At 68.5% G+C, this 23,326-nt stretch carries 21 protein-coding genes; 11 read left to right on the plus strand and 10 right to left on the minus strand.

From position 1 onward, the window contains the following. The first annotated feature begins 43 nt into the window (after positions 1-43). The 5 genes from glmU (at position 44) to NBRGI_RS29280 (ending at position 4,698) form a co-directional block, all read left to right on the plus strand. The gene (gene glmU / locus NBRGI_RS29250; RefSeq protein WP_029900422.1) at positions 44-1,534 is read left to right on the plus strand and encodes a bifunctional UDP-N-acetylglucosamine diphosphorylase/glucosamine-1-phosphate N-acetyltransferase GlmU; all 1,491 of its coding nucleotides are present in this window, start codon (positions 44-46) and stop codon (positions 1,532-1,534) included. Further along, complete coding sequence (locus NBRGI_RS29255; RefSeq protein WP_014988190.1) at positions 1,531-2,511, plus strand: ribose-phosphate diphosphokinase; 981 nt, start codon at positions 1,531-1,533, stop codon at positions 2,509-2,511. Before glmU ends, NBRGI_RS29255 begins: the two co-directional genes overlap by 4 nt. Positions 2,512-2,738: 227 nt before the next feature. Then, complete coding sequence (locus NBRGI_RS29260; RefSeq protein ID WP_029900423.1) at positions 2,739-2,999, plus strand: hypothetical protein; 261 nt, start codon at positions 2,739-2,741, stop codon at positions 2,997-2,999. 349 nt (positions 3,000-3,348) lie between these two features. Continuing rightward, positions 3,349-4,008 carry a DUF4190 domain-containing protein gene (locus tag NBRGI_RS29275; RefSeq protein WP_029900424.1) on the plus strand — a complete coding sequence of 220 codons (660 nt, stop codon included), beginning with the start codon at positions 3,349-3,351 and terminating at the stop codon, positions 4,006-4,008. A 27-nt stretch (positions 4,009-4,035) separates the two neighbouring features. Further along, the gene (locus NBRGI_RS29280; RefSeq protein ID WP_029900425.1) at positions 4,036-4,698 is read left to right on the plus strand and encodes a DUF2461 domain-containing protein; all 663 of its coding nucleotides are present in this window, start codon (positions 4,036-4,038) and stop codon (positions 4,696-4,698) included. Here NBRGI_RS29280 and egtD read toward each other — a convergent pair whose 3' ends face one another. The 4 genes from egtD to egtA form a co-directional block, all read right to left on the minus strand. Next, entirely contained in the window at positions 4,699-5,670 is a 972-nt protein-coding gene (gene egtD, locus NBRGI_RS29285; RefSeq protein WP_029900426.1) for an L-histidine N(alpha)-methyltransferase, read from the minus strand. Beyond that, positions 5,667-6,500 carry an ergothioneine biosynthesis protein EgtC gene (gene egtC / locus NBRGI_RS29290; RefSeq protein WP_029900427.1) on the minus strand — a complete coding sequence of 278 codons (834 nt, stop codon included), beginning with the start codon at positions 6,498-6,500 and terminating at the stop codon, positions 5,667-5,669. Before egtC ends, egtD begins: the two co-directional genes overlap by 4 nt. A 31-nt stretch (positions 6,501-6,531) precedes the next feature. Further along, a complete protein-coding gene (gene egtB, locus NBRGI_RS29295) occupies positions 6,532-7,878 on the minus strand; it encodes an ergothioneine biosynthesis protein EgtB (RefSeq protein WP_051728119.1) in 1,347 nt (448 codons plus the stop codon). Positions 7,879-8,044: 166 nt separating this feature from the next. Continuing rightward, positions 8,045-9,397, minus strand: a complete 1,353-nt coding sequence (gene egtA / locus NBRGI_RS29300; protein WP_029900429.1) for an ergothioneine biosynthesis glutamate--cysteine ligase EgtA — start codon at positions 9,395-9,397, stop codon at positions 8,045-8,047. Between the two features lie 190 nt (positions 9,398-9,587). Here egtA and NBRGI_RS29305 point away from each other — a divergent pair, with 190 nt between their 5' ends. Then, positions 9,588-10,772: an aminotransferase class V-fold PLP-dependent enzyme gene (locus NBRGI_RS29305; RefSeq protein ID WP_029900430.1), complete on the plus strand. Its 1,185-nt coding sequence runs from the start codon at positions 9,588-9,590 to the stop codon at positions 10,770-10,772. Positions 10,773-10,806: 34 nt separating this feature from the next. On the opposite strand, the gene NBRGI_RS29310 is transcribed toward NBRGI_RS29305, so the two are convergent. Continuing rightward, positions 10,807-11,370, minus strand: coding sequence for a TetR/AcrR family transcriptional regulator (locus NBRGI_RS29310; RefSeq protein WP_029900431.1), 564 nt, complete (start codon positions 11,368-11,370; stop codon positions 10,807-10,809). Between the two features lie 104 nt (positions 11,371-11,474). On the opposite strand from NBRGI_RS29310, the gene NBRGI_RS29315 reads away from it, so the two are divergent. Both NBRGI_RS29315 and NBRGI_RS29320 read left to right on the plus strand, forming a co-directional pair. Beyond that, entirely contained in the window at positions 11,475-12,128 is a 654-nt protein-coding gene (locus NBRGI_RS29315) for a lysophospholipid acyltransferase family protein (RefSeq protein WP_029900432.1), read from the plus strand. Between the two features lie 129 nt (positions 12,129-12,257). Next, complete coding sequence (locus NBRGI_RS29320; protein ID WP_029900433.1) at positions 12,258-13,904, plus strand: fatty acyl-AMP ligase; 1,647 nt, start codon at positions 12,258-12,260, stop codon at positions 13,902-13,904. Between the two features lie 51 nt (positions 13,905-13,955). Here the strand turns inward: NBRGI_RS29320 and pth are convergent, their stop codons facing one another. Both pth and NBRGI_RS29330 read right to left on the minus strand, forming a co-directional pair. Beyond that, positions 13,956-14,537 (minus strand): aminoacyl-tRNA hydrolase, encoded by a 582-nt coding sequence (pth, locus tag NBRGI_RS29325; protein WP_014988202.1) that lies wholly within the window; start codon positions 14,535-14,537, stop codon positions 13,956-13,958. 23 nt (positions 14,538-14,560) lie between these two features. Continuing rightward, the gene (locus tag NBRGI_RS29330; RefSeq protein ID WP_029900434.1) at positions 14,561-15,160 is read right to left on the minus strand and encodes a 50S ribosomal protein L25/general stress protein Ctc; all 600 of its coding nucleotides are present in this window, start codon (positions 15,158-15,160) and stop codon (positions 14,561-14,563) included. A gap of 323 nt (positions 15,161-15,483) precedes the next feature. On the opposite strand from NBRGI_RS29330, the gene NBRGI_RS29335 reads away from it, so the two are divergent. Continuing rightward, complete coding sequence (locus NBRGI_RS29335; protein WP_029900435.1) at positions 15,484-17,103, plus strand: peptide chain release factor 3; 1,620 nt, start codon at positions 15,484-15,486, stop codon at positions 17,101-17,103. A 10-nt stretch (positions 17,104-17,113) separates the two neighbouring features. Here NBRGI_RS29335 and NBRGI_RS29340 read toward each other — a convergent pair whose 3' ends face one another. Both NBRGI_RS29340 and NBRGI_RS49295 read right to left on the minus strand, forming a co-directional pair. Continuing rightward, a complete protein-coding gene (locus NBRGI_RS29340) occupies positions 17,114-17,635 on the minus strand; it encodes a nuclear transport factor 2 family protein (RefSeq protein ID WP_036561410.1) in 522 nt (173 codons plus the stop codon). Positions 17,636-17,895: 260 nt separating this feature from the next. Beyond that, the gene (locus NBRGI_RS49295; RefSeq protein ID WP_081878284.1) at positions 17,896-18,789 is read right to left on the minus strand and encodes an Abi-alpha family protein; all 894 of its coding nucleotides are present in this window, start codon (positions 18,787-18,789) and stop codon (positions 17,896-17,898) included. Between the two features lie 193 nt (positions 18,790-18,982). Here NBRGI_RS49295 and NBRGI_RS29350 point away from each other — a divergent pair, with 193 nt between their 5' ends. Both NBRGI_RS29350 and NBRGI_RS29355 read left to right on the plus strand, forming a co-directional pair. Continuing rightward, positions 18,983-20,374 carry a hypothetical protein gene (locus NBRGI_RS29350; RefSeq protein ID WP_228835797.1) on the plus strand — a complete coding sequence of 464 codons (1,392 nt, stop codon included), beginning with the start codon at positions 18,983-18,985 and terminating at the stop codon, positions 20,372-20,374. Then, positions 20,365-21,249, plus strand: a complete 885-nt coding sequence (locus NBRGI_RS29355; RefSeq protein WP_029900438.1) for an Abi-alpha family protein — start codon at positions 20,365-20,367, stop codon at positions 21,247-21,249. Before NBRGI_RS29350 ends, NBRGI_RS29355 begins: the two co-directional genes overlap by 10 nt. 44 nt (positions 21,250-21,293) lie before the next feature. On the opposite strand, the gene NBRGI_RS29360 is transcribed toward NBRGI_RS29355, so the two are convergent. Then, the gene (locus NBRGI_RS29360; RefSeq protein WP_029900439.1) at positions 21,294-23,093 is read right to left on the minus strand and encodes an ABC-F family ATP-binding cassette domain-containing protein; all 1,800 of its coding nucleotides are present in this window, start codon (positions 23,091-23,093) and stop codon (positions 21,294-21,296) included. Between the last annotated feature and the right edge of the window lie 233 nt (positions 23,094-23,326).

The raw sequence follows: 23,326 nt of genomic DNA on the forward strand, positions 1-23,326 counted from the left end.
ATGAGCAGAGCCCAGCACGATGACAGGCAGCGTAGGGAGATCCATGCCACAGCAGACCGCCGTCGTCGTTCTCGCAGCCGGTGCCGGGACACGAATGCGGTCGAAGACCCCCAAGGTGCTGCATTCGCTGGCCGGTCGGAGCATGCTCGCGCACGCGCTGCATGCGGCGAACGAGATCGACCCCGCATACCTGATCACCGTGGTCGGCCACGATCGTGAACAGGTGGGCGCCGCGGTGGCCGCGGTCGCCGACGATCTCGGTCGCGAGATCACCCCCGCCATCCAGGAGCAGCAGCTCGGCACCGGGCACGCGGTGCAGTGCGCGCTGGCCGCATTGCCCGTCGGCTTCACCGGCGACCTGCTCGTCACCTCCGCCGACGTACCGCTGCTGGACGGGCACACCCTGTCCGCGCTGCTCGACGAGCACCGCAGCTACGCCGAGCGTTCCGCGGTCACCGTGCTGACCTTCGTGCCGGACGACCCGAACGGCTACGGCCGCATCGTCCGCGACAGCAACGGTCAGGTCGTCGAGATCGTCGAACACGCCGACGCCACCCCGGAGCAGGCCGCGATCACCGAGGTCAACTCCGGCGTCTACGCCTTCGACGCGGCGGTGCTGCGCACCATGATCAGCCGGTTGTCCACCGCGAACGCCCAGCACGAGCTCTACCTGACCGACGTGCTGCGGCTGGCCCGCGAGGCCGGTCATCCGGTGCACGGCGCTCGCCTGGTCGACGCCGCCAAGGTGACCGGCGTCAACGACCGGGTCCAGCTGGCGGGTGCGACGAGCACGCTCAACCGCTACATCCTCGAACGGCACATGCGCGCCGGCGTCACCATCGTCGATCCCAACTCGACCTGGGTGGACGCGAACGTGCGGATCGGCCGTGACGCCATCCTGCGCCCCGGCGTGCAACTGCTCGGCGACACCGTGATCGGCGAAGACGCCGAGATCGGCCCGGACAGCACCCTCACCGACGTGGTGGTGGGCGACGGCGCCCGGGTCGTGCGCACGCACGGGGAGGGCGCGATGATCGGCCCCGGTGCGGCCATCGGCCCGTTCAGCTACCTGCGCCCGGGCACCGTGGTGGGCAACGCGGGCAAGCTCGGCGCCTTCGTGGAGACCAAGAACGCCTCGATCGGCGCGCACTCGAAGGTGCCGCATCTGACCTACGTCGGGGACGCCACCATCGGGGAACACAGCAACATCGGCGCGTCCAGCGTGTTCGTCAACTACGACGGAGTGAGCAAGCATCACACCACGGTCGGGTCGCATGTGCGAACGGGAAGTGACACGATGTTCGTCGCCCCGGTAACGGTGGGTGACGGCGCGTATACGGCGGCGGGTACTGTACTGCGCAGAAGCGTTCCGCCCGGCGCACTCGCGATATCCGGCGGGCCGCAGAAGAACATCGAGGGCTGGGTGCAACGGCACCGTCCCGGGACGGCCGCGGCGCGCGCGGCGGCAGAAGCCAACGCCGCCACAGACAATTCCGGTCAGGCAATCGAGCAAAAGGATGGCAAACAGCAGTGACCGCGTCATGGATCGACAACCAGAAGAACCTGATGCTCTTCTCGGGACGCGCTCATCCTGAGCTGGCCGAGCAGGTCGCCAAGGAACTCGACGTCCACGTCACCCCGCAGACCGCCCGCGACTTCGCCAACGGTGAGATCTTCGTCCGCTTCGAGGAGTCGGTGCGCGGCTCCGACGCGTTCGTGCTGCAGAGCTTCCCCGCGCCGCTCAACCAGTGGTTGATGGAACAGCTCATCATGATCGACGCGCTCAAGCGCGGTTCGGCCAAGCGGATCACCGCGGTGCTGCCGTTCTACCCGTACGCCCGCCAGGACAAGAAGCACCGCGGCCGCGAACCGATCTCGGCTCGCCTGGTCGCCGACCTGCTCAAGACCGCGGGCGCGGACCGCATCATCACCGTCGACCTGCACACCGACCAGATCCAGGGCTTCTTCGACGGCCCGGTCGATCACATGCACGCGCAGCTGCAGCTCGCCGAGTACGTGCGCACGAACTACTCGCTCGACAACATCACCGTGGTCTCGCCCGACTCCGGCCGTGTCCGCGTCGCGGAGAAGTGGGCCGACTCGCTCGGCGGCTCGCCGCTGGCGTTCATCCACAAGACCCGCGACCCGCTGGTGCCGAACCAGGTGAAGTCGAACCGCGTGGTCGGTGAGGTCGAGGGCCGCACCTGCATCCTGATCGACGACATGATCGACACCGGTGGCACCATCGCGGGCGCGGTGAAGGTGCTCAAGGACGCGGGCGCCGGTGACGTCGTCATCGCCGCGACGCACGGCGTGCTGAGCAACCCGGCCGCAGAGCGCCTCGCCTCCTGCGGTGCCAAGGAAGTCGTGGTCACCAACACGCTGCCGATCACCGAAGAGAAGAAGTTCCCGCAGCTGACCGTGCTGTCCATCGCCCCGCTGCTGGCCCGCACCATCCGTGAGGTCTTCGAAAACGGCTCGGTCACCGGCCTTTTCAACGGAAACGCTTGACCGCCTCTCCGCGTATTCAGGCCAGATCCAGGCGCTGCATCGGTACCGTCGGCGACCGGCGGTGACGTGGTCGATTCGTTGGCCCGTGCCCGACGAGTTACCCATGTGGGCTCGAGATCAGTCAGTACGCAAGTAGGTCGAAAAGGTGGCCCCGGCGGATGCCCCCGGGGCCACCTTTGTTTGTCGGCTTCGGCGGATCGAACCGATCCGCGAGGATACTGGTTGGTATGGACCGTGAACCGTTGGATACCGATATGGGCGATGACGACCAGGCCGACGAGATCCGCGAGTACGAGCGCAATATCGAGGATCCGCCGAACGACCTGCGGATTCGTTACCGCGAGAACGATGACGACGGCAGGCTCGGGATCGGCGAGGAGCTGAGCCAGGAGTGGACCGCACGCGGGCAACGCGCCGCGGACGCGGCTGAAGACGACCGGCCCGGCGAGGTGGCGGCCGTGGAAATCGTCGACGACGCCGACCTTTGACCGGCGAGTACGTGACCGAGCGGCCCGCGACGCGCGGGCACCGCTCGGCGCAATCGGCGATGACCGTCGGTCGGTCGTGGTACGCATAACGGAGTATTCGGACCACCCGCCCGCTGACCGCGCGTAGCCGAAGCGTTCACGACGGCACGCGAAAGGCGGCGACCGGAAGTTACGAGGAGGGCGCGATGAGCACGCCACACGATCCGAAACCGACCGGCGCCACCCCGGAACCAGCCGATGCCTCGCCCGACGCGCCCGCGTCGAACGCGACGGGTCCGGCTGCGGCGAGTGCCGTACCCCGAAGGACGCCGATCCGGCGCAATCGTCGAGCGGGGCTTCGTCCCCGAGTTTGTCGAAAGATGTTGGCACGCCGGAACCTTCGGCGCAACCGTACACCCCGCCGATATCGCAGCCCGGTGAATGGTGGCAGCCGACCGACGCGCCTGCCGGGCCGCTGGGCGGGCAACCCGGTGGATCGGCACCAGCCGATCAACAGTCCTGGGGCGGCAACCAACCGCCGCCCGGTGGTGGGCAACAGCCTGCCGGGGGCCCGCCGCCCGGCGGGCAATCGTGGAGCCCACCGCCGAACGAGCAGCAGCAGTGGAGCGCACCGCAGCAGCCGTATCCGGCGTACCCGGGCAGCGGAGCACCGCAAGACGCGACGGGCGGCCCGCCGCAGTACCCGCAGGGCGGCATCTACAACTACCCACAATCCGGCGGGCCGCAGCCGGGCGGTTACGGCAACTACCCGCAGCAGGGCTACCAGCCCTATGGCACCCCGCCGCCGCGGTCCGGGTCGCAGGTGTTTTCCATCGTCGGATTCGTCTGCGCGGTCATCTCGGTGTTGTTCTGCCCCATCCTGTTCGGACCGGCCGGCATCATTCTCGGCATCATCGGTCACACCAAGGGTGAGCCGCTGGGCAAATGGGCGGCGATCGCGGCGGGCGTCGGCATGGTCATCGGCTTCCTGGTGGGGTTCCTGCTCTTCAACGGAGACCTGACCACGTAAATTGCTCTGCATGAGCGAGGCGCGGTCATGAGCGGATTCAGCGGGTTCCCTTTGGCGGGCCTGGATTTCTACGAGGACCTGGAGGCCGACAATTCCAAGGCCTTCTGGAATGCGCGCAAAGAGGTGTACGAGACGTCGGTGAAGGCGCCGATGCTGGCGCTGACCACCGAGTTGGAGCCGGCTTTCGGTGCGGCCAAGATCTTCCGTCCCTACCGGGACGTGCGCTTCGCGAAGGACAAGACCCCGTACAAGAACCATCAGGGCGCGTACGTGTCCGTGGCGCCGAGCACCGGCTGGTACGTGCAGATCGGCGCCGCGGGACTGTACGTCGCGGGCGGCTTCTATGGCGGCTCGTCCGAACAGGTCGCCCAGTTGCGCAGCACCATCGATCACGAGGTCCGCGGCCCGGAGCTGGAGAAGATCCTGGCGAAGCTGGTCAGGGCCGGTTACACGATCGGCGGCGAGCAGCTCAAGACGAAGCCGAAGGGTTACGACGCCGACCATCCGCGCATCGGCCTGCTCCGGCACAAAGCCCTGATCTGCCACCGCGAGTTCGGCGCGCCACCGTGGCTGGACAAGCCGCGCGCGGCCAAGGAGATCCGCACCGCCTGGGAGACGATGCGGCCCCTGGTCGACTGGCTCGGCGCGGTGGTGTCCGGCGCGACTACCCGGTCCCCGTTGCTGTCCTGATCACTCGCGGGCCGCGAGGAACAGCGCGAAACGATCGTCCGGGTCGGTCCACACCTGTTCGGTGGCGAACCCGGCGCTGCCCAGTTCCGCGGTGAGCCCGTCGATGCGGAACTTCGCCGAGATCTCGGTGCGCAGTTGCTCGCCCGCGGCGAAACGCACGGTGAGATCCAGGTCGCGGACCGTGACCGTCATGTCTTCGGTGGCGGCCAAACGCATTTCGATCCATTCCCGTTCGGCATCCCACAGCGCGACGTGCTCGAACTTCTCCGGCGCGAAGTCGGCATCGAGCCGGGAGTTCAACACGTGCAGCACGTTCCGATTGAAGGCGGCGGTGACACCGGCCGCATCGTCGTAGGCCGGGACCAGCACGGCCGGATCGATGACGAGACCGGCGCCGAGCAGGAGTTGCTCCCCCGGTTCGAGCACCTCGTAGATGCTGCGGAGGAATTCGGCACGCTCGGCCGGGATCAGGTTACCGATGGTGCCGCCGAGGAAGGCGATCATCCGGCGGCCGCCGCCGGGCAGGTTGTGCAGCGTATCGGTGAAATCGCTGACTACGCCGTGCACGGCGAGGCCGGGGAAATCCGCCGCGATCTCGTCGGCCGCGCCGCGCAACGCCGCGGCCGAGACATCCTGTGGCACATACGTCTTCAACGGGCCCTCGGTGGTCAACGCGGTGAGCAGCAGCCGGGTCTTGGCGGCCGAGCCCGCGCCCAGTTCGACCAGCACCTCGGCCTGGGCCACCCTGGCGATCTCGCCGACCACCCGCTCCAGCAGCGCGCGTTCGGTGCGCGTGGGGTAGTACTCCGGCAGTTCGGTGATCTGCTCGAACAGTTCACTACCGCGGGCGTCGTAGAACCACTTGGGCGGCAACCACTTCGGGTCGGCGGTGAGCCCGAGCCGGGCATCGGTGCGCAACGCGGTGGTGAGGTCGTCGTCGGATAGGTGGATCTCCAGCGTCGGTGCGGTCATCGCGAAAGGCCTTTCGTGCCGTCGAGCAGGGGGGTGATGGACAGGTGGCCCGGACGCGCGGTCACCAGGCTGTGGTCGGGGATCGGCTGCCACCGCGGGTCGTCGTCGTACGGTTCGGAGGACAGCACCGCCTCGGTGTCGGTCACCAAGGCGGACAGGGAGTGGTAGACCGTACTGGCCCATAGGGTTTCGCCGTCGGAGAGCAACAGGTTGAGCCGAGCGTCCGGCACGTGCTTGCGCACCGCGGTCACCAGCAGGCCGAGCGCTGCTTGCGGCGTCTCGGCGAATCCACCGGGCTGTGTCCCGGCGAGCAACTGCTGCAACAACACCCAGAGTGTCGCCGCGTCGGTGGGCGCTTCCGCGTCGAGCAGGCGGATCGTCTCGAACAGCCGGGTCGCGCCGAACCGCGTGGCAGCGACGTCCAGATCGGAGGACACCGCGCTGAGCGCGCGCCGCCAGTCCGCCACTTTGCCGTTGTGACTGAACGCCCACCGGTCCCAGGTGAACGGCGCGCAGGCCGCCCGCTCGATCGGCATGCCGACCGTCGCGGACCGGATCGAGCCGAGCACCGCGGTCGATTGCAGTTGCGGCAGCACCTCTTCCACGGCGGGGTCGGTCCAGATCGGCGCGGCATTGCGGTACCGGCTGACGATCGGCGCCCCGTTTTCGACGGCCCGCCACCACGCGACACCGAACCCGTCGGCGTTGATCGCACCGCCACCGCGCATCTCGCGCGGGGCCCACGCCTGCGTGCGCAGCGAATGGCTACCGCGCGTGAGCATTTCGCCGACGCTGACCACCGGGCCGAGGTAGCCGAGATGGCGGCACATCAGCGACCACCGCCCGCAGGCCGTGACACGCTCACGCTCCTTCCTCGGCGCGCAGATCGCGGGCCAGCCGGAAGCCTGCGAAGATCTGCCGCCGGATCGGGTGATCCCAATTACGGAAGGTGCTGCGGCAGGCCACCGGATCGGTGCCGAACGAGCCGCCGCGCAGCACCCGGTAGTCACCGCCGAAGAAGACCTCGGAGTACTCCCGGTAGGGGAACGCGCGGAAACCCGGATACGGGTCGAAGCCCGAGGACGTCCATTCCCACACGTCACCGATCAGCTGGTGCACCCCGGCGGGCGTCGCGCCCGCGGGATAGGCGCCGACATCGGCCGGTTCCAGGTGGCGCTGACCGAGATTCGCGGTGTGCTCGTCGGGTTCGGTATCGCCCCAGGGGAATCGGCGTTCCGCGCCGGTGGCCGGGTCGTATCGGGCGGCCTTCTCCCATTCCGCCTCGGTCGGCAGGCGTTTGCCCGCCCAGTTCGCGTAGGCCTCGGCCTCGAACCAGCAGACGTGCACCACCGGCTGATGCGGTCGCAACGGCGTCATCACGCCGAACACGCGCCGCCACCAGTGCCCGGCCGGATCACGCTCCCAGAACTGCGGCGCGGTCAATTCCGCTTCCTGGCGATGGGCCCAGCCCCGTTCCGACCACAGCTCGCGACGGTCGTAACCGCCGTCGTCGAGGAAGGCGAGGTACTGCTCGTTGGTCACCGGGGCCGCATCGATCGCGAAGCCGGGCAGCCGAATCCGGTGCGCGGGACGCTCATTGTCCAGCGCCCACGGGTCGGTATCGGTGCCCATGGTGAATTCGCCTGCGGGCACGACGACTTCACCGCCGACGGGGGCGGCGACGGTGGGCACCGCACGCGCCCGCAGCACCGGCTCGCCGGTGCGCAGCTGATGGGTGGCCAGCATGGTCTCGTCGTGCTGCTGCTCGTGCTGGGCGATCATGCCGAACGCGAAGCCGCCGTCCACCAGCGGCGAACCGCGTAAGTCGCTGCGGTCCAGCACATCCCACACCTTGTCACGCACGGTGCCGACGTAGTCGCGCGCCTGCGCCGGGTCCAGCAGCGGCAGTGTGGGGCGGTTCGCCCTGGCGTGCTTGAACGCGTCGTAGAGCTCGTCGATATCGGCGCGGACGGCGTCCCGACCGCCGACATCGCGGACCAGCCACAGTTCTTCCTGGTTGCCGATGTGCGCCAGGTCCCACACCAGCGGGCTCATCAATCGCGAATGCTGTGCCACCAGTTCGGCTTCGTCGATGCAGTCGGTCAGGGTGAGGGTGCGGCGCCGGGCCCGGGCGAGCACCTCGGCGATTCGATCGCGTAGTCGTTCGGTGCCGGAATTGTCGGCGGAGGGCAGGTAATGGACGGTCACGGTAGGTCTCCGGGGTTGGTTCCTTGCGGCTGCGCGCAGGCAGCGGTGCGGCCGGGCGCGCGCATGCGCGGGGCCCCGCGGGCCCCGCTCTGGTCGGGAGTCGGGTGCGTGGGGGCGGGCGGCGGCAGACCGCCCACCGGGCCGCCGTGTCGCGGACACGTCCGGATCACCGGGGTGCTCCTCGACCGCCTACCTCTGTGCTGACCGCGGCGTCCGCCGCGGTGGGTGGGCGGCCGCTGCGACATCGTCGCGCGGCGAGTTCGATCAGCCGGGCGGCCTCGGCGCTGCGCGCGTTGGCCGCGGCAAGAGTGAGCAGTTCGACGGCCACCGCTCGGATGTCGGGATCGGCCAAACCGTATCGGGCCGCGTCGAGCCAATGTCCGGCCAGCGGCGCGGCGACCGCGGTCGCCGCCGCCACCACGGTTTCGGCGGACATCAGCGCGTCGACGACGTGGATCGGCACGGCCCAGGCGTCACCGGGCTGCGCGTCGAGGTAGCGGATCTCCAGATAACCGGAGGCGCGGACCGGCGGGAAGAGCGTGGTGAGGTGATAGTCGAGATCGTCGCGGCCGGGTCTGCGGCCCACCTCGTCGTCCAAGGCGCCGGAGAGCCAGTCGGCGAAGGTCGCGCCGGGCGGCGGCAGCCAGCCGGTGTCGGTGCGGTGGCCGTCGGCGGGGGGCACGTCGTCGTCGGGTCTTCGGACGCACAGCAGCGGCACGTCCAGCGCCCATCTGCTGTAGCCGCGGATCGGATCGGCCCAATCCATCAGCGGGGGCCGGGTCCTGCCGTTGTCCAGGCGCAGCCAGGCCCGCATGCGCTGCGAGGCCCAGTCACCCGGCGGCGCACCGCGCAACGTGGGCGAGCAGGCGAAGGCGGCCAGCAGCGCCGGACCGACGGCATACAGTGCCGTCCAGCGGGCGGCGATCTCCGCCCGATCGGCGCCGGCGTCCACCGCGACCTGGGTCGCCGCGGTATTGCACATCATGAGTTTGCCGTAGGGGCCGATCCCGCTGAACGTCTGTTCCATGGCGCGATAGCGCGGCAGCTGGAGTAGGCGCTTGGGTCTGCGGTCCGCGTCGGCGGCAACGGAAACCGTCCGGATGGACCGGGATTCGAGGAGTTCCCGCAATCGGCGGGCATCGTCGCGGAGCGAAAGACACAGCTGCGCGGCATCAGCGAACGGTGCGCTGGACAATTCGATCTGACCACCGGGTTCGATGGTGACCCGGCTGCCCCCTGGCAACGCTAGCGCCGGAGAATCGGGGGCGATGGACCGTGGTGCGTAGGGTCCGAGGGCATCCGCAAGGGCAGTCAGCTGCGGACGCGGGGCGGCCGAGGGGCCTGACGTCGAACACTCACCCTGCACGGTGAGCCATTCCAGTTCGGCGCCGATCAGCGTGGGTGGTCCCTGCTTGAAGCAGACACCGCCGATATAGGCCTCGGCGGCGGCTCGCGAACCGAGCTCCGGATCGTGGCTTACGCGGCTGACCAGCTCCGAGTGTTCCAGCGTGACCGCCATACCAACCTCCAGTGTGGATCCGAGCGCTGTGGTTTCGTGTCCGCCGTTGTGCTGTTATCGCGACGTTGTGGTGTCGTGCCCCGCGCGTTGCGATCTCTCCAGAGTAGCGAGGGGCACCGACAAGAATCTGACGGAAATCTGAATACGGCGCCCACCAGGCCACCCGGTCACGCCAACTACTGTCGCAGGCATGCTGGATCACGATCGCGTCCGAGCCGATACACCCGGTTGTGCCACCGGCGCCGAACCGGGGCAGGTCTTCCTCGACAGTGCCGGCTCGTCGCTGCCGCCGCGGGTCGTCCTGGACACCGTCATCGCCCATCTCCGGCGCGAATCCGAGATCGGTGGCTACCGCGCGGCGAACGAGCGGCTCGACGATCTCGCGGACGTGAAAACCGCGATCGGCGCGCTCATCAACGCCGCGCCGACCAGCATCGCGTTGAGCGACAGCGCATCTCGGTCGTGGGCCGACTTCTTCTATTCGATCCCGCTGGCCCCGGGCGATCGCATCCTGATCTCGGAGGCCGACTACGCGAGCAACGCCATCGCGGCGTTGCAGCGCGCCCGCGCGAGCGGGGCGACGGTGGAGACGATTTCCAGCGACCACACCGGGCAGATCGATCTCGACGCGCTGACCGCGCTGGTGGACGAGCGGGTGCGGCTGGTCTCACTGCTGCACGTGCCCACCAACGGCGGTCTGGTCAACCCGGTCGCCGAGGCCACCCGGATCGCGCGTTCGGTGGGTGCACTGGTGCTGCTGGACGCCTGCCAGTCGACCGGACAGTTGCCGATCGACGTCACCGCGTGGGACGTGGACGCGCTCTCGGCCACCGGACGCAAATGGCTGCGCGGCCCGCGCGGCACCGGATTCCTTTATGTCCGACCGGAATTGGCCACCACCCTGGAACCTCAGCGGCTCGACCTGCACAGCGCGCAGTGGACCGGCCCGGACGAATACCGGCTCGCACCCGACGCGAGCCGTTTCGAGTTCTGGGAGTGCGATGTCGCCGCGCGGCTCGGCCTCGGCGCCGCCGTGCGCTATCTGCTCGAACTCGGCCCCGAGAACGTGTACGCGGCCGTCGCCGAACGCTCTGCGTATCTGCGTAAGGCGTTGCCGGAGATTCCCGGAGTCACGGTGCGCGACATCGGCATTCGGCACAGCGGCACGGTGTCGTTCACGGTCGACGGTCACGAGCCGATCGCCGTGCGCGACCGGCTCGCCGAGCGCGACATCACCGTGACGGTGAGCCACGCCGGTTCCACCCTGCTGGACATGACCGCGCGCGGACTGACCTCCGTTGTCCGCGCGTCCCCGCACTACTTCGTCGGCTTCGCGGAACTGGACCGGTTCGTCGCCGCGGTCGCCGAACTGTAGTCGGCAGCTCGGCGAGCTTGCGCCGCAAGGTCGTTCAGGAAAGGTGCAGATCCAGCGCCCGGTCGACCAGTGCGCGCAGGTCGACCGTCGGACCCACCAGCGCCAGACTGCGATTGGCCCGCAGCGCGGCGATCCCGTGCAGGTTGGTCCACAGCGCGATCGCTCGCTGCGCCGGATCGGCCGCACCGGGCCCGGCCGCACCGACCAGCGCCGCGAACCGCCCGTACAGCGGCAGCGTGGTGCCGCGCAGGTTCTCCCCGGAGCCCTCGAGCAGGTCGTGCCGGAACATCAGGGTGAACATCTCCGGCCGCTCGCCCGCGAACTCGACGTAGGCCACGCTCATCCGCGCCAGCCGCTCGCGCGGGGGCGCGGCGGCCACGTCCACGGCCGCGAAGCGGTCGATGAGATCGGCGAAGCCGCGGGCCGCGACGGCCGCCAGCAGTGCGCGGTGAGTCGGGAAATGCCGACGCGGTGCCCCATGTGAGACACCGGCGGCCCGCGTGATCGCCCGAAGTCCCAATTGCGCCGCACCCACCTCTTCGAGCAGGTCCACACCCGCGTCGACCAGGCGTTCACGCAGCGGTTGAGTCTCGACCATGCAGACATTGTCTACGGATCGCATCAATTCTCCTCACTTCGGGCGTAGACACTGTCTACTATCGTGCGGTAGACAATGTCTACCAAGTCTTCCAGGAGGTCTCCGTGTGGTACTGGCTCTTCAAGTACGTCTTGCTCGGCCCCGTATTGCGGGTGCTGGGCAGACCCGAAATCGAAGGGCTGGACCAGGTTCCGCGCACCGGGCCGGTGATCATCGCGGCCAACCATCTCGCGGTGATCGACTCGCTGTACCTGGCGCTCGTGCTGCCGCGGCGCGCCACCTTCCTGGCCAAGCAGGAGTACTTCACCGGCACCGGCCTGCGCGGGCGCTTCCAGCGCTGGTTCTTCTCGGTCTCCGGGCAGGTGCCGGTGAACCGGACCGGCGGCAGCGCCGCGGCCGACGCGCTGGCCGCGGCGACCCGGATCCTGGAATCCGGCGGCGTCTGGGCGATCCACCCCGAGGGCACCCGCTCCCCGGACGGGCGCGTCTACCGCGGTCGCACCGGCACCCTGCGGGTCGCGATGGCGACCGGCGCGCCGGTGATCCCGGTCGTGCTCTCCGGCACCGATCGCGTCAACCCCCGTGGCACGCGGCTCCCCCGCTTCGGCAAGGTGCGGATCAGCTTCGGCGCCCCGCGCTACTACCTGCCCGCCGACCAGCACCGCGCCGCGCGTACCGCGACCGACGAGTTGATGCGGGAGATGGCCGCACGCTCCGGCCGGCACTACGTCGACCGGTACGCCGCCACCTTCCGCTGATCCCGCACGCCGACCCGCGACACTCCAGCAACCGCCGACACGCTGGAAAAGGGTTAACGCCACGCGGGAATGGCGGGATAGTGGAGTGCAGGCCGGCAGGCGGCCGGAGCCGGTGATGAGGAGTAGACGTTGAGCAGGTTCACCGACGAGATGTATGCGACGGCGCAGGCGTCGAGCCGGGGGTTGGTGACCGGTGAACCGGAGGCACCGCTGCGCCGGAGCTGGGGCGAGATCCACCGGATCGCCAGACGGATGGCCGGCGGCCTCGCGGCGGCGGGCATCGGGCACGGGGACGCGGTCGGCGTGCTCGCGGGCATGCCGGTCGACATCGCCCCCGCCTGCCAGGCGATCTGGATGCGCGGCGCGTCGATCACCATGCTGCATCAGCCGACCCCGCGCACCGATCTGGTCGTCTGGGCCCGCGACACCGAAACGGTGCTGACCATGATCGAGGCGCGCGCGGTGGTGCTCGGCGCGCCGTTCGAGGCGGCCGAGCCGATCCTGCGCGAGCGCGGCATCACCGTGGTGCGCATCGATCAACTGCACGACGGCACCGACACCGATCCGGTGCCGACCGCCGAGGACGATATCGCGTTGCAGCAGTTGACCTCCGGTTCCACCGGATCGCCCAAGGCGGTGCGGATCACGCACGGCAACTTCTTCGTGAACGCCTACGCCATGTTCGACCGGGTGAAGTTCCAGCTCGACGAAGACGTGATGATCAGCTGGCTGCCGCTGTTCCACGATATGGGCATGGTCGGATTCCTCAGCGTCCCCATGCAGATCGGCGCCGAGGTGGTCTGCGTGACGCCGATCGACTTCCTCAAGCGTCCGCTGCTGTGGGCCGAGCTGATCACCAAGTACCGCGGGACGGTCACCGCCGCACCGAATTTCGCGTACTCGTTACTCGCGCGCCGGCTCAAGCAGGCCGACGACGGCGGGCTCGATCTCAGCAGTGTGCGCTACATGTGGAACGGCGCGGAACCGGTCGACCCGGACACGATGGAGGCGCTGGCCGCCGCCGGTAAACGCTTCGGGCTCAACCCGATGGCGCTCACCCCGGTGTACGGCATGGCGGAAACCACACTCGCCGTGTCGATTCCGGATCCGGGCCTGGGGCAGGTCGTCGACGTCATCGACGCCGATCTGCTGGAGGCACTCGGCAAAGCGGTTCCGGTGCCCGACGAACACTCCCATCACGGGAACGTGCGCAGGCTGCCGACGCTGGGCTACCTGGTCGATCATCTGGAGGGCCGGGTGGTCGACGCCGAACGTCAGCCGCTGCCGTCCCGCTCCGTCGGCGTCATCGAATTACGGGGCCCGGCAGTCACTTCCGGCTATGTCACAGTCGACGGCTTCCGGCCCGCGCAGGACGCCGCGGGCTGGCTGGACACCGGCGACATCGGTTACTTCACCGACGAGGGCCTGATCGTGGTGTGCGGCCGGATCAAGGACGTCGTCATCATGGGCGGGCGCAACATCTACCCCACCGATATCGAACGCGCCGCCACCCGGGTGGCCGGTGTGCGTCCGGGCAACGCGGTGGCGGTGCGCTTGGACGCGGGGCAGAAGCGGGAGAGCTTCGCCGTGGTGGTGGAGAGCAACGACTACCAGAATGCCGAAGAGGTCAAGCGGATCGAGCGCGAGATCGTGCACGCGGTGTTCTCCGAGGTCGGCGCCCGCCCGCGCACCGTCGCCGTGCTCGGCCCCGGCGCACTGCCCAAGACGTCGTCGGGCAAGCTGCGCCGCGCCGCGACCGCGGTCCATCTGCGCTGAGCAGCGCTACCCGAACAGTGTTGGCGGCGCGGTGAATTCGCGCCGCCGACCTCAGTGCACGCGGTTCTGCGCGGCCTCCAGGCCGACCCGGAGCAACAGCTCGACGGCGTCGGCGGCCTGCTCGACGATCACCGGAATCTCCTTGCGCTCCGGTGTCGCGAACGGCTTGAGCACGTAATCGGCGGGATCCTGGCGCCCCGGCGGCCGGCCGATGCCGATCCGCGTGCGCAGGTAGTCCTTGGTGGTCAGCGCGCTGGAGACGGAACGAAGGCCGTTGTGGCCGCCCTCGCCACCGCCGCGCTTGAGCCGGATCTCGCCGAACGGGAGGTCGAGCTCGTCGTGCACGACGATCACCTCGGTAGGCGGCACGGAAAAGAACTTCGCCAGCGCCGCGACCGGGCGGCCGGACAGATTCATGAAGGTTCGCGGCTTGGCGATGAGCACCTGGCGGCCGTCGAGCCGGGCCTGCAACAGGTCTGCGCCGGACTTCTTGTGCACACCGAAACGGCCGCCGACGCGCTCCGCGAGCACGTCGGCGACCAGGAACCCCACGTTGTGCCGGGTGCGCTCGTATTCGGTTCCGGGGTTACCCAGTCCGACCACGAGCGCGGGCCCGGTCACGGAGTCGGTCATCGAATGACCTGATCCAGCAGTACTTACTCGGCGCTCGCGGCTTCGCCCTCGGCCTCGTCGCCTTCCTCGGCCTCGGCCTGCGGCGCGGCGATGACGTTCACGATGAGGGTCTCGGCGTCCACGTTCAGGGTGACGCCCTTGGGCAGCGTGAGCTCGCCCGCGTTGATCTGCGTGCCCGCCTCGACACCCTCGACCGAGACCTCGATGGACTCGGGGATGTTCAGCGCGTCGGCCTCGATGGAGATGGTGGTGGCGTCCTGGGTGACCAGGGTGCCGGAGGCGGCGTTACCGGTGATGACGACGTTGACGTCGGCGCTGACCTTCTCGCCCTTCTTGACGATGAGCAGGTCGGCGTGCTCGATGTAGCGGCGGATCGGGTGCACCACAACGGATTTGGTCAGCGCGAGCTGCTTCTTGCCGTCGATCACCAGGTTCAGCACCGCGTTGGTGCCGTGCTCGCGCAGGATCGCGGAGAAGGCCTGGGCGTTGACCGACAGGTGCTGCGGGTCGGCCTGGTGGCCGTACAGCACGGCGGGCACGTTGCCGGCCCGGCGGGTACGGCGGGCCGCGCCCTTGCCGAACTCGGTACGGACGGCGGCTTCGAGAAGGTTGGCGTCGGACATGACTGGATCTACTCCCTACGGCGGTTCCGGGCTGTCAACAGTGCGCCAGGGACTGTTCTCCGCCCTGGCTTGGTTGGTCTACTCGTCGGGGCAAGAAGATGCGAACGAGGACGGCCGGAAGCCGCGCCGCGTCGATCACGGTGAACGCAAAATCAGGTCTGCGGTCACCCTCGCCGAGACAACCCGAACACCATACCGCAAGGGTTATGCACAGACGGAATCGGGTGACCCGGGCGGTTCCGGGACGCGGGTCGCGTCGCGGCCGATCCGATCGCGTAGATTGGACCGGTTGCCGATCAGGTCGTCTGTGAAAGGTTGTTCCGTTGACCGCCTCCCCCGAGGGTCTCCCCGCCGAGGTTTCCCGACGGCGCACGTTCGCGGTGATCTCGCACCCCGACGCCGGTAAGTCGACGCTCACCGAAGCGCTCGCGCTACACGCCAGGATGATTTCCGAGGCGGGCGCGATCCACGGCAAGGCGGGCCGCCGCTCCACGGTCTCGGACTGGATGGAGATGGAGAAGGCGCGCGGCATCTCGGTCAGTTCGACCGCGCTGCAGTTCAACTACCGCGCCGAGGGCGCCGACGAGGACAGTGTGATCAACCTCGTCGACACCCCCGGCCACTCCGACTTCTCCGAGGACACCTACCGGGTGCTCACCGCCGTCGACGCCGCGGTGATGCTGATCGACGCCGCGAAGGGCTTGGAGCCGCAGACGCTCAAGCTGTTCCAGGTGTGCCGCCACCGCGGCATCCCGGTCATCACCGTGATCAACAAGTGGGACCGCCCCGGCCAGGCGCCGCTGGAACTGCTCGACGAGATCAACGAGCGGATCGGGCTCACCCCGACGCCCCTGTTCCTCCCGGTCGGCATCGCGGGCGACTTCCGCGGGCTGCTGCGCCGCGGCGAAGAAGGCGCGCCGCTCGAATACATCCACTTCACCCGCACCGCGGGCGGCGCGACCATCGCGCCGGAGGAGTCGCTGACCCCGGCCCAGGCCGAGGCCCGCGAAGGCGAAGCGTGGACGACCGCGGTCGAGGAGAGCGAACTGCTCTCGGCCACCGGCCAAGACCACGATCAGGAGCTGTTCCTCGCCGGCCAGACCTCCCCGGTCATCTACGCCTCGGCGATGTTGAACTTCGGCGTGCGCCAACTGCTGGAGACGCTGGTCTCGCTGGCGCCCGCCCCCGGCGCGCGCGCCGATGTGAACGGCAAGGAACGCGAGACCACCGAACCGTTCAGCGCGGTGGTGTTCAAGGTGCAGGCCGGCATGGATGCCGCGCACCGGGACCGGCTCGCCTTCATGCGCATCGTGTCGGGTGAATTCGAGCGCGGCATGGTGGTGACGCACGCGCAGACCGGCCGCCCGTTCGCGACCAAATACGCGTTGACCGTGTTCGGCCGGGAACGCACGACCGTCGACACCGCCTACCCTGGCGACGTGGTCGGCCTGGTGAATGCGACCGCCCTCGCTCCCGGCCACACGCTGTTCGTGGACAAGAAGGTGGAGTTCCCGCCGATCCCGTCCTTCGCGCCGGAGCATTTCGCCGTGCTGCGGGCGCAGAGCGCGGGCAAGTACAAGCAGTTCCGCAAGGCCATCGACCAGCTCGACTCCGAGGGCGTCGTACAGGTGCTGCGCAACGATATTCGCGGCGACGCCGCACCGGTGCTCGCGGCGGTCGGCCCGATGCAGTTCGAGGTGGTCACCGCCCGGATGACGACCGAGTTCAGCGTCGAGACCCGGATGGAGAACCTGCCCTACACACTGGCCCGGCGCACCGACGCCGCCTCCGCGGACGAACTCGGCAGGCAGCGCGGGGTCGAGGTGTTCACCCGCAGCGACGGTGCGCTGCTCGCGCTGTTCAGCGACAAGTGGCGGCTGCAGTACATCGAGAAGGAATTCCCGAAGCTGACGCTGGAGCCGCTGGTCGCGACCGCGGACTGAGCGCGGTCGGTCAGCCTGCCTCGGGTTCGGGCGTCGCCCCCGGATCGCGCTCCACCGCGGAGATGACGCCTTCTTCCCTGGAGATGAGTCCCCACCGGCTCGACGTGAGGCGCAGGCTCGGCAGATCGCTCAGCGACAGCACCACCTCGTAGGTGCGCTCGTAGCCGGTGTGCGAGATGCGCCAGCGGCCGTCGGCGCAGCGCACGTATTCGTCCGAATAGAAGGCCGCACCGCGCAGCAGCATGTTGTGCCCGGGGATGAGCACGGTGTCGGCGAGATACCAGGTGCCGGTGGCGGTGTCGCCGTCGACGTCGATCTCGGGGTGATCGCAGCGATGCTCGGTGATGACGTGTGGACCGAGGGTGTTGCGCATGAAGGCCAGGAACGCGTCGCGCGATTCGAATTGCAGATATTCGCTGTAGGTGGCGGTCGCCTCGGGAATCATGGTGTCCGCGAACTCATCCCAAGATTTCGTGTCGAGGGTGCGTAGATAGCGGAACTTCAATCTGTTGATCGCGGCGATGTCGTCCATTACCGCCCCGCCTGTTCCGGGAGCGCTCGGCTCCCGCCCGTCTGCCACGCCCGCCCCCGGGTCGCCGCGGCCCTGCCCGTCGGTTCCCTGCTCCATCCCTCAACAATCCCATCCGAAGCCGAACGACTTCACGATTTGAAGGATTTGTACCATCCGCGTCTACATTCCGGAGCGCGGCGCGGCCGACCCCCCATTGCGCTCGTGGTCGGACAATCCGACGTACTTTCGCCGTTCTGGGCTGCCGGTAGGGATCCGCAGGATCAGTTCGCGATGGTGAAGCAGGTGCGGCAGAAGTCCTCGCCGAATTCGGTGAGCCGCAAACTCTTGCGCACGATCTTGGGCGCGCGGCCCGCTTTCTTCAGCGCGGCCTCCACCACCGGCTGCACCTCGAGCACCATGTATCGGCTCAGCACGACCGGATCCTCGGAGATCAGGGTCAGGCCCAGCCGGTTGAGGTTGATCAGATAGGGGCGGGAACGATCCGGGTAGCGCACGCCCGCCTGCTCCGGCACCGAGGTCAGATCGCCCTGCACCAGTTCCGAGCCGATGCCGAGCGGCCGGTTGGTGCGCACATCGACCGAGGGCTGCGGGCCGTTCTGCGCCATGAAACGCAGGATGCGCGCCTCGTCGGGCGCCAGTTCGTCCAGGATTCGGTCGTAGGCCGGGTGCACATCCTCGGTGAAGTAGACGTCCGCGGAGCGGGCGAGCAGCGCGTCGCCGCGCCGGCGCAGTTCGTCGGTGCTCGCCGAGCGCAGGTAGGAACCGACGGCGAGGGCTTGCTGCTGCGTGCCGCTGTGATTGCCCGGCCCGTTCGGCGTCGGCACATAGCTGACGATCTCGCGCACCGAACCCTCGGTGACACCGAGCGCGCTACGAGCTATGGAGCGCAACGCATTTCCGGTCCGCTCGGCGATATCGGCGGAGGATTCGCCGTCCAGCGCGGCCTGGGTGATCTCCTTGGTGACCTCGTAGGTGGTGCCGACCGCCCACTGCCCGCCGCGCACCACGGTGCCCGCCGCCAGGCCCGCGGCCCGGAACACCCCGCGAATCAGCCGGGCCTCGTTGCTGATCTGCCGCTGTTCGACATCAGAGCTGCGCTCCACAGCGCGGGAACCGGCTCGAGCGATGTCCTGTCCGGTCCTGTCGTTTGCCACGTCATACTCCGATATCGCCAGGTGAACGAATCCGCCCCACAGATTACTGCCCCCTGTGTCGTTGGTCATTGTCGCGGTAGGACCGAGCAGGCGTGGCATTGCCGACAAACACTGTGACCGATATCTCGACACGGTCCACTGCGGAGCCACCCGCGCGAGCGGATCCGGTCGGTCTCGCCACAATAGAGTCCCGATGCCGACAGGGTGCTACTTTGATGTTCCGGTGAGGCGGCGGTCACCGGAGTGTCGGCAGGAGGGTGTCGTGTTAGAGAGCGTGTTCGGAATCCACCCGACAATCCTGCTCGAGCTATTGACGATCCCACTTTTCACCGGGGTCATCGGGTACATAACCAACTGGACCGGCGTGCTGATGCTGTTCCGGCCGATCGCGTTCCATGGGGTGCGACTACCCGGACTTCGCGCGTTGTACCCCTTCCTGCCCAAACGAATTCAGGTGCTGCCGCTGCTGAGTTATGACGGGCGATTCGGCTGGCAGGGCATCGTGCCCTCGCGTGCGGACAAGATGGCGAGCATCGCCGTCGACAAGGGCCTGGCCAAACTGGGCAGCGTCGCCGACTTCTACCGCGAACTGGAGCCGGACAAGCTCGCCGAACATCTCGCGAGCATCGCCGACGAACAGATCCAGGACATCGTCGAAGAAATTCTCAAACGGGAACATCCACAGCTCTGGTACAACCTGCCGACCCAAGTCCGCGAGATGGTGCACGCGCGGGTCAAGCAGCAACTGCCGGATATTCTGCGTGAGCTCACAGATGAATTGGGCGCGAATATTGATCAACTGCTCGATGTGAAGCAGATGGTGATTCGCTACTTCCAGGCCCGGCCGCAACTGCTCAACACGCTGTTCCAGGTACTCGGCGCAAAAGAGCTGCGGTTCATGATCAACTTCGGCTTTTTCTTCGGCGCGCCGATGGGTGCGATCGTGGTCGCCGTGCTGCACCTGACCGGATGGCCGACCCTGGTCGTGTTGCCGATCGGCGGCGTGATCATCGGCTGGGTGGTCAACTGGGTCGGCATCAATATGATCTTCGCGCCCGCGTACCCGAAGTGGTGGTGCCCATGGCGGCAGGGGCTGCTGATCAAGCGCCAGTCCGAGATCACCGACGGCTACGCCGAATTGGTGTCCAGTCAGGTGATGACCGTCGCCAACATCGGCGACGAACTGCTCAACGGCCCGCGCTCGGACCGGACCATGCAGATGCTCGAGGACACGCTGCGCCCCGCTGCGGACCGCGCGCTCGGCCCTGCCCGGCCCGCCGTCAAGTTCATGCTCGGCAGCCGCGAATACGATGCGCTGCAGTCCACGCTGACCACCGAGGCCATGACCATCGCCCCGATCGCGTTCGCCGATCCGGAGTTCAACGTGCGCCAGGGCAGGCATATCAACCAGTACATCGCCAAACAGATGGCGGCGCTGAAACCGCCGGACTTCGTGGACATGCTGCGCTCGGCCATCAAACAAGATGAGTGGCTGCTTTTTCTGCATGGCGGCGTGTTGGGACTCTTCGCCGGATACGCTCATATCCTGATCTTCGGAACAGGAGTGGCGACCACATGGCTGTAGCGAAACCCGCACCCGGCGACGATGCCGGGGCCGTCGAGCACCATCCCGAGGTCGCCCCGGCGTCCACGGAACTCGCGCGACGGCCGGACAGCGAGGTCTTACGCCGCGACGAATCCCCTTCGCGCGTCTCCTATCCCGTGGCCACCGCACGTGCGGCCACCGGCGTCGCACGGGTCACCTGGAGCGCGCTGACCGGCGTGACCGCCTGGAGCGTCGGCACCGCGGTCGGTGTCGGCGCGACCGTCGTCCAGCGCAGCATTCAGGGCGTGCCGCCGCGAGAAGTGCTGGCCGAGGCCGAATCCGAGGTGCGCGACCGGGTGCGCCGGGCGCTCGGTCTGCCGGAGGCGCCGAACGAGCCTGCCGGACAACCCGTTCCGACGCTGCGCGAGCAGGGCGCGGCGCTGCTGCGCCTGTCGGCGAGCACGCACGGCGAGGACGAGAACCACCCGGCCTTCGCGGGCATGCTCGCCGAGCTGACCCCCGACGAGGCCCGTATCCTGCGCTTCCTGCACATGGACGGCCCGCAACCGTCGATCGACATCCGCACCGGCCGCCCGCGGCTGGGCGGAGAACGGCTCGGCTCCATGCTGACGCTGGTCGGCGAGCAGGCCGGACTGCGCTTCCCGAACCGGATCCAGCAGTACCTGACCAACCTGCGCAGGCTCGGCCTGGTAGAGCACACCCGCGAGCCGGTCGGCAATCCGAACCGCTATCAACTGCTGGAAGCCCAGGCGCCGGTGCGAGAGCTGTTGAAGCGCTCCGGATTCGGCACCAAGGTGAGCTACCGCAGCGTCGCGCTCACCGGTTTCGGCGCGGACTTCGTCCGCACCTGCATTCCGGTCGTCGTGTCCGACGATCGCGCCGCCGGCCACTAGCCGCTCACAAACCCAGGCACCGCCGCGAGGTCTGTGCCGCTGAGCTAAACGTCCTCCGCCAACTCCATCCAGCGTTCCTCGGCGGCCTCCTTGTCCGCCACCACCTGCTTGAGTTCGGCGTTGAGCGTGACGAGCTTGTCCGGGTCGGTGGCGGCTTCGGCGAGCGCGGCGTGCAGGCGCTGCTCACGTTCGTCGAATTTCTCGATGGCGCGCTCCAGCCGGGACAGTTCCTTGCGGGCGGCGCGCGCAGCGGCGGCGTCGGTTACCGGCGCGGGCGACTTGTCGGCCGCCCGCGTGGCGCTCTGCCCTTGTGCCGCACGCTTTTTCAGATACTCGTCGATGCCGCCGGGCAGGTTGGTGAGCTTGCCGTCGCCGAACAGCGCCCAGGTCGTGTCGCAGATGCGCTCGATCAGATAGCGGTCGTGACTGATCACCACGAGGGTGCCTGCCCAGTTGTCGAGCAGGTCTTCCAGCTGCTGCAGGGTGTCGATGTCCAGGTCGTTGGTCGGCTCGTCGAGCAGCAGCACGTTCGGCTCGGCCATCAGGATGCGGGTCAATTGCAGCCTGCGTCGCTCACCACCGGAGAGGTCCCCGACCGGAGTGCGCTGGCGGGCCGGGCTGAAGCCGAGTCGCTCGGCCAGCTGACCGGCCGAGATCTCCTTGTCGCCGAGCATGATTCGCTGCGCGACCTGCTGCACCGCTTCCAGCACCCGCATATCGGTCGGCAGATCGTCGAGTTCCTGCCGCAACCAGCCGATCTGCACCGTCTGGCCCTGAATCCGCTTGCCCGCGGCCGGTTCGGTGTCCCCGGCCAGGGTGCGCAGCAGCGTCGTCTTGCCGGAACCGTTCACCCCGACCAGACCGACCCGCTCGCCCGGCGCGAGTCGCCAGGTCAAGTCGCGCACCAACTCCCGGCCGTCCGGCGTGGTGAGGGTGGTGTCCTCGAGCTCGATGACGACGCGACCGAGGCGCTTGCGCGCGAACGCGGCCAGCGAGACGCTGTCGCGCGGCGGCGGCACATCGGCGATCAGCGCCTCGGCGGCCTCCACCCGGTAGCGCGGCTTCGAGGTCCGGGCCTTTGCGCCGCGGCGCAGCCAGGCCAGTTCCTTGCGCGCCAGATTGCTGCGCCGCGCCTCGCTGGCGTCGGCCTGCCTGGCCCGTTCGGCGCGAGCGAAGATCCAGTCGCCGTAGCCGCCCTCATAGCTTTCGACCTTGCCGCCGACCACCTCCCAGGTGTCGGTGGCCACGGTGTCGAGGAACCAGCGATCGTGGGTCACCACGACCAGCGCGCTGCGTCGTTCGAGTAGATGCGCGGCCAGCCACTGCACGCCCTCGACGTCGAGGTGGTTGGTCGGTTCGTCGAGCACGAGCAGGTCGAGATCTCGAACCAGGGCGGCGGCCAGCGCGACGCGACGCCGCTCACCCCCGGACAGGTTGTCGATCGAGGTCTGCAGGCCGAGCCCCGCGATGCCGATGCCTTCCAGCACCGAGCGGATGCGTGGATTCGCGGCCCACTCGTGTTCGGCCACCTCGTCCGGACTGCCCGAGATCCCGTTCAAATCGTCGGCCAGCCCCGCCAGCACGACCGACCCGACCGTCGCGCCCGCGGGCAGCACGCCGCGCTGCGTCACCACCGCGAGCCGCAGCCCGCCGACCCGACTGACCCGGCCGCTGTCCGGCGGCTCGAGGCCGGTGAGCACCTCGAGCAGGGTGGTCTTGCCACCTCCGTTCAGACCGACGACCCCGATGCGCTCGCCCGCGTGCACGCCGAGTGACACGTTGTCGAGCAGCGGGGTGATCCCGAAGCTCTTGGAGACTTGCTCGAGGTTGATCAGGTTGGACATGGATCCTTCCGGGCTGCGCGGGGGCGGGACCGATACTCGCCCTGAGCCAGGGTACTGAGCGCGTCCACACGGACCTCGACCAGCTGAGCGGTCCGCAGGGGTTGCGTAACGAACGGCGTTCGCCTAAATTCAATGACACGAACAGCGTTCGTCACGAACGAAGTTAGTTCAGTTAGGGCTCCCCGGAAGTACAGCCGCAGATGGGAGCCCCGCGCTCGCCCCGGCGAGGTGCG

Origin of the sequence: Nocardia brasiliensis IFM 10847 (assembly GCF_000710915.1) — a bacterium.
GTDB lineage: Bacteria > Actinomycetota > Actinomycetes > Mycobacteriales > Mycobacteriaceae > Nocardia > Nocardia brasiliensis_A.

What these genes read in the sequence shown, in the direction of transcription:
- glmU (WP_029900422.1), top strand. Translation starts at nt 44, where the DNA reads ATGCCACAGCAGACCGCCGTCGTCGTTCTCGCAGCCGGTGCCGGGACA.
- NBRGI_RS29260 (WP_029900423.1), top strand. Translation starts at nt 2,739, where the DNA reads ATGGACCGTGAACCGTTGGATACCGATATGGGCGATGACGACCAGGCC.
- NBRGI_RS29280 (WP_029900425.1), top strand. Translation starts at nt 4,036, where the DNA reads ATGAGCGGATTCAGCGGGTTCCCTTTGGCGGGCCTGGATTTCTACGAG.
- egtD (WP_029900426.1), bottom strand. Translation starts at nt 5,670, where the DNA reads ATGACCGCACCGACGCTGGAGATCCACCTATCCGACGACGACCTCACC.
- egtC (WP_029900427.1), bottom strand. Translation starts at nt 6,500, where the DNA reads ATGTGCCGCCATCTCGGCTACCTCGGCCCGGTGGTCAGCGTCGGCGAA.
- egtA (WP_029900429.1), bottom strand. Translation starts at nt 9,397, where the DNA reads ATGGCGGTCACGCTGGAACACTCGGAGCTGGTCAGCCGCGTAAGCCAC.
- NBRGI_RS29305 (WP_029900430.1), top strand. Translation starts at nt 9,588, where the DNA reads ATGCTGGATCACGATCGCGTCCGAGCCGATACACCCGGTTGTGCCACC.
- NBRGI_RS29310 (WP_029900431.1), bottom strand. Translation starts at nt 11,370, where the DNA reads ATGGTCGAGACTCAACCGCTGCGTGAACGCCTGGTCGACGCGGGTGTG.
- pth (WP_014988202.1), bottom strand. Translation starts at nt 14,537, where the DNA reads ATGACCGACTCCGTGACCGGGCCCGCGCTCGTGGTCGGACTGGGTAAC.
- NBRGI_RS29330 (WP_029900434.1), bottom strand. Translation starts at nt 15,160, where the DNA reads ATGTCCGACGCCAACCTTCTCGAAGCCGCCGTCCGTACCGAGTTCGGC.
- NBRGI_RS29340 (WP_036561410.1), bottom strand. Translation starts at nt 17,635, where the DNA reads ATGGACGACATCGCCGCGATCAACAGATTGAAGTTCCGCTATCTACGC.
- NBRGI_RS29350 (WP_228835797.1), top strand. Translation starts at nt 18,983, where the DNA reads ATGCCGACAGGGTGCTACTTTGATGTTCCGGTGAGGCGGCGGTCACCG.
- NBRGI_RS29355 (WP_029900438.1), top strand. Translation starts at nt 20,365, where the DNA reads ATGGCTGTAGCGAAACCCGCACCCGGCGACGATGCCGGGGCCGTCGAG.
- NBRGI_RS29360 (WP_029900439.1), bottom strand. Translation starts at nt 23,093, where the DNA reads ATGTCCAACCTGATCAACCTCGAGCAAGTCTCCAAGAGCTTCGGGATC.